At 76.1% G+C, this 5461-nt stretch carries 3 protein-coding genes and 2 pseudogenes; 1 reads left to right on the forward strand and 4 read right to left on the reverse strand.

Features of this window, described 5'->3' with window-relative positions; genetic code table 11:
• The 4 genes and pseudogenes from AB0O00_RS28130 to AB0O00_RS28145 all read right to left on the reverse strand — a co-directional run.
• Positions 1–885: pseudogene (locus tag AB0O00_RS28130) on the reverse strand (FUSC family protein); the annotation flags it as partial.
• Positions 886–894: 9 nt separating this feature from the next.
• Entirely contained in the window at positions 895–2067 is a 1173-nt protein-coding gene (locus AB0O00_RS28135) for an HTTM domain-containing protein (RefSeq protein WP_363656406.1), read from the reverse strand.
• A 113-nt stretch (positions 2068–2180) separates the two neighbouring features.
• The gene (locus AB0O00_RS28140) at positions 2181–2840 is read right to left on the reverse strand and encodes a DUF5819 family protein (protein WP_363656402.1); all 660 of its coding nucleotides are present in this window, start codon (positions 2838–2840) and stop codon (positions 2181–2183) included.
• A gap of 101 nt (positions 2841–2941) precedes the next feature.
• Positions 2942–4138, reverse strand: a complete 1197-nt coding sequence (locus tag AB0O00_RS28145) for a rhodanese-like domain-containing protein (protein WP_363656404.1) — start codon at positions 4136–4138, stop codon at positions 2942–2944.
• A gap of 274 nt (positions 4139–4412) precedes the next feature.
• Here AB0O00_RS28145 and AB0O00_RS28150 point away from each other — a divergent pair.
• A pseudogene (locus tag AB0O00_RS28150) lies at positions 4413–5461 on the forward strand (hypothetical protein); the annotation flags it as partial.

The raw sequence follows: 5461 nt of genomic DNA on the forward strand, positions 1-5461 counted from the left end.
CAGCGCGTAGACCGGCGCCGTGCGGGGGAGCCGGACGGGGTCGCCGGTCCTGATGGCCCGGGCGAGGGCGTCCATGGCCTCGGCGGACGCGGCGAGGACCTCCCGGGCGCGGTCGCGCTGCGGCCCTTCCCCGGGCGCGCCGACCTTGGGGTCGGCGAGCGCGGCGAGGGTGGGGCGGATGCGTTCGGCGATGCCGCGCAGGCCGCGCAGTTCGGGCGGCCGGTGGCGGTCCTGCCAGGGGGTGAGGGCGGCGGCGTGCCGGGCGGTCATGAACGGCGCCGGGTCGACGTGCGCGGTCGGGTCCTGCCGCAACCGCCGGGCGTAGTCGCCGAGTTCGGCGTAGGTGTCGGCGAGCGCGGCCCGCTGGGCGGTCCAACTGCCGATCGGCCACAGGGTGATGACGGCGGCCTGGACGACTCCGCCGAGGGCGGCGACGAGTCCGTGGCCGAGCGCGGCGAGCACGCCGACCGGCAGCTGGACGACGATCAGCATCACCGAGACGGTGTTGGCCGCGACCACTCCGGCGGTCGGCCCGACCGCCCAGGCGAGTCCGGCGGCGAAGGCCCACACCGCGAGCAGCGCCGGGAACAGCCCGAAGACGCCGACGGCCAGGTACCCGAGGAAGGTGCTGGTGCCGAGCCCGATCCCGGCGGCGACGGCGAGGCTGGCCCGGGGCCGGAAGCTGCGCTGGAAGGTGGCCGTCCCGGCGATGAACGCGCCCATCGCGGCCGAGGTCGCGAGCGGGACGCCGCCGATCGCGAGGGTCGGGAACAGCACGAGCCCGACGGCGACGGCCCCGCGCGCGGCCCGTTTGGGGTCGGTCAGCGTCCGGTCGAGGGTGAGTCCGGTCCGCGCGGTGTCACGCAGCGCGGCAAACCAGGACATAGCGCCATCCTAGAGGGGGTCCTCCGGCCCGACCGGCACCGGCTCCCGCCCCACCCGTCCAAGACGCCGCACCCGCCGCTCGATCCACAGCAGCGCGCCGGTCGGCAGGAACACCGCGTCCGCCGCGACCATCGCGAGCGAGAACACCGGCAGCCCGAGCACCACCGCGATCCCGAGGTGCTCGGCCATCATGACGGCCAGCAGCACGTTCTTGACCCGCCGGTTGAGCAGGGTGAACGGGAACGCGACCTGCACGATCACCGTCCCGTACGAGATCAGGAACACCGGCACCAGCGCCGAGCCGACCAGCGCGGACAGCCCCGGCCAGGGCGCGAAGTAGTCCAGGTGGAGCGGGTAGTAGAGCGCGGTGCCGTCCTGCCAGCGCGTGCCCTGCACCTTGTACCAGCCGGCCGTGGCGTAGATCAGCACCACCTCGGCGGCGATCACCAGCATCGCGCAGTTGTGCACCATGGTCGCGAGCGCGTCGAGCACCGCCCGCACCTCGCCGTCCGGCCGCAGCCGGCCGAGCAGCCACCAGCCGCCGGCCACCGCCCAGAGCCCCCAGAACAGCGGCGCCCACCCCACGTACGGGAAGGCGGCGGAAGTCCAGGCCAGGGTGGAGCCGGAGAAGTCCCCGAGCTGACAGATCGCCAGCACGGCCCCGAGGACGGCCCAGAGCACGACGCCGCCCCACCCGGAGCGGCCGCGGCGAGCGTCCAGCGACCACACCTCGGCACAGCGGGTGAAGACCAGGTAGACCGCCATCAGGTGGAGGACGTTGTCGCCGCCGTCGCCGAGGAAGACGTCCCGGTTCTGCAGCGACAGCACGGTGACCAGGAACAGCACGCTGCTCGCCCGGGTCCGCCAGCCGAGCACCACGGCGACGGCGGCGAGCACCGCCAGGTGGTAGACCGCCTCGAACCAGAGCCGCCCGTCGAACCAGGGCAGCACGGTGAAGGCCCCGTTGTCGGCGAGGAGCCGCTGGGCGAGGTCCATCGACCAGGGCGACAGGTCGCCGTACAGCACCCGGCGGTGGGGCCACTCGCGCAGCAGGTAGGCGAGCCAGACCAGCCCGAAGCCGATCCGCACCACCGCCGCCTGGTGGCGGCCGAGCACCCGCCCGGTGAACGTCTCCAGCGCCCGGCCGACGAGCGCGAGCGGGCCCGGCACCGACGTGGGCACGGACAACGGCACGACCTGCTGCCCGCCCTGGCGCGGGATCCCGCCCAGCCTCGGCCGTTCCGCCCCTGGCTGCGACGTCTCGGGCTGTGACGTCTCGGGCCGCGACACCTCGTTCACGCGAGCCCCCGGTAGTCCTCGTCGTCCACCGGCCACCAGGGCAGCTCCCGCACCTTGGGCTCCGGCGGCGCGGCCTCCCCGCTCCAGGACGGCGGCGGGACGGTCGCCGAGGTCACCCGGAACTGGATCTCCAGGATCCGGCGCCCGTCCACGCTGCGGCCGATCCGCTGGAGCGCTATGCGCTTCAGGTACTCCTCGGCGAGCTTGCCGCGGGTGTTGGTCAGCGTCTCGTCCTGCGGGTTGTGCGAGCCGTCGTAGAAGTCCCAGGCCCGCCGCAGCAGGTTCTGGTCGACGTGGCTGGGCGCCGGGTTGCCCCTTATCGCGGCGATGTCCTGCGCGGTCAGCCCGAGCCAGTCCCGGGTGTCGGTGGCGCCGCCGTCGGCGACGGTCCGCACCCGGGCGTCCAGGCTGACGTTCTGCTGGAGCGGGTTGGGCGCGAAGAGCTTCCAGTTCTGCTCGAACTCGGGGTAGACCACGCCGTCGATCTGCTCCCGGTACTGCCGGGACACCGTGTTGGCGGGCGCGACGTGCAGGAACACCGCGCCGAGGAACAGCCCCGTCGCGGTGAGCAGCACCACGGCGGCCAGGCCCAGCACGAGCTGCGCGGGCCGCGACCACACCCGCCCGCCGGCCGGTGTGTTCGTGCTGTCGCCCATGCGCACTCCCCCTGCCGGACGGGCGCCGCCGGGCCCGTCCCGGGTCGGTCGCGCGCCCATCCTGCCCTACCGGGCCGAAGGAGGGCCTACCGAAGGAGGACCTACAGCACGTAGGCGTCCTGGCCGCTGCTGCTGACCATGGGACGGCCCGCGCCCTCCCAGGCGTACATGCCGCCGTCCACGTTCACCGCGTCGCGGCCCTGCTGCACCAGGTACTGGACGACCTGCGCCGAGCGCCCGCCGACGCGGCAGAGCACGTACAGCTTGTCGTCCGGCAGCTCGCCGAGCCGGGCGATGACCTGCCCGAGCGGGATGTGCAGCGCGCCGTCCACGTGGCCCGCGTCCCACTCGTCCTGCTCGCGGACGTCCAGGAGGACGGCGTCGGCGGGCACGGCGGCGGCATCGGCGGAAGGGATCTGCGGGAACATCGTCTGGGTCTCCTGGGGCTCGTTCGGGTCCGTGCCATTGTCGCCCACCGGGGGGCGGTGGTCGCCGAGCAGCCGGGCCAGCTCGGCCTGCCGGTCCGCGGCCTTGGCCAGCAGCTCCTCGGCGAGCTGCTCCAGCAGCCCGTCCGGGTCCTGCGGGGCGAGCGCGAGGAGCTGCCCCATCGGGGTGCGCTCCAGCCGGACCTGCTCGGCGGCGGTCTCGGCGATCTTCGCGGTGAGCCACTCCAGCCGGCGGCGCAGCCACTCCAGCCGGTCCGGCGCGTCCGGCGCGGGGGCCGCCTCGGGCGCGGTGGACCACTCGGCGGCCAGGCCCGCCAGCGCGCCGGCGTCGCCGAACGCGTAGGCCTCGTTGACCCGGACCAGGAACGCGGCCCGGCGCTGCTGCTCGGCCGGGTCGGTGGTGAGGTCCGGGTGGGCACGGCGCACCAGGTCGCGGTAGATCCGCTGGGCCTCCCGCCCGGGGCGGACCTTGGCCGGGGCGGCGGGCGGCGCCGGCACGGCCTCGTCCGCGGGGCCGCCGTGCTGCTCGCGCACGGACTGGACGGAGTCGAACAGCGCGTCCAGGTCCGGGAGTTCCTCGACCTGCTGCCGGGCCTCGGCGGCCCGGCGCACGTCCTCGGGGAGCCCGGTCGTGGCCGCGACCGCCTCGGCGACGAGGGCGTCGAGCTCGTCCAGCCGGGCGTAGAGCGGGCCGAGCAGCTGATGGTGGATCAGCGCGAAGTTGTCGATCTCGACCCGCAGCGTCTGCACGTCGACGTCCATGCTCAGCCAGGCGAGTTCGGCGGCGGCGACCCGCTCCTCCAGCTCCTGCTGCTCCGGGTCCGTCCAGCGGACGGGGCTCTGCGCGGTCACTTCTCGCCTCTGTCTCGTCCTGCTGCGTCTCCGGCGTCGGGGGCTGCCGGCAGCCCGGCCTGCCACCCTACCCCCGCGCGGGAAGCGTCAACCGGGTGGAAGGGGGGTACGAACCGGCGCGAGGCAAGCGGCGTGCAACCGATCCTGATGAATCTCCCCGTTTCGCTATCGAGCCCGGCCCGGTCCGTGCTTCGCTGGTATCCGCACAGCGTGCCTTCCTCCAGAGAGACGGCCGCCTCCAGGCGTGGCGGCCAGGCGGGAGCAGACCGAATCCATGGTGGACGAGCCCAACTCCACACCGCGTCCGGCGGGCGCCGAGGCCGTTCCGGGTGGCCACCCGGCGGGTGTCGCCGCCCTGGTCCGGCTCGCCCTCGTCCTGGTCGACCGGGCCGGGCGGATCGCGCAGTGGAGCCGGGCCGCCGAGGAGCTCTTCGGACACCGCGCCGAGGTCGCCCGCGACCGCCCCGCCTCCGGCCTGCTGCCCGCCATGGAGCCGCGCGCCGCCGCCGGCGGCACCTGCGCGCGCCGCCGCTGCGACGCCCTCGACACCCTGGCCGCGCTGACCGCGGACGGCCACCCCTGGGCCGGCCAGATGCCCGTCACCGACCGCGAGGACCACCTGCGCGACGTGCTCTGGTGGGCCTACCCGCTGCCCGGCCCGTCCGGCGGCCTGCTCGCCCTCGCCGCCGACGCCCGCCCGCTGCGCACCGCGGGCCCGCGCCTCGCGCTCGGCGAGCGGCTGCTGCCGTTCGCCGCCGCCCCGGCCGCCCGGGGCGGCTTCCACGGGCTGGTCGCCGCGCTCACCCCGCCCGGCGGCCGACTCGCCGATTCCGCTCTGGCCGCGCCCCTGGCCCGGCTCCTGCCCGCCGCCCACCGCGCGCCGCTCCTGGCGGCGCTGGAGCTCGCCGGGCTGCCCGCCCTGCGGCTGGACGCCGTCACCGTGCTCCCGCTGCTGCCGTCCGACCCGCAGTGCGGCACCGCGCACGCCGCCGCCGGGATCGGCCGCCGCTACCCCACCGCCCAGCAGCGCGCCGCCCGGGTCGGCGCGCCGCCGCAGCCCGAGCAGGCCGCCGCGCCCCGGACGTTCCGCGGCCGCCCGGCCGGCCCGCTGCCCGGCCAGCGCGAGTGCGCCGAGCGGCCCGCCGGCAGGCCGGCCGCCGCCCTGTCCGTCCCGTCCCCCACCGGAGGAGGTGCCGCCATCGAGCCGGCCGCCGTCGAATCGTCCGCCAACGGCCACCAGGCCCTCGCCCCGGCCCCGGTCGGGCGGTGCTCCCGCGGCGACCAGCCCACTGGCCCCACCCCGCCCGCCGTCCCGGCCCCGGG

Source organism: Kitasatospora sp. NPDC093558 (assembly GCF_040683475.1).
Taxonomy (GTDB): domain Bacteria; phylum Actinomycetota; class Actinomycetes; order Streptomycetales; family Streptomycetaceae; genus Kitasatospora.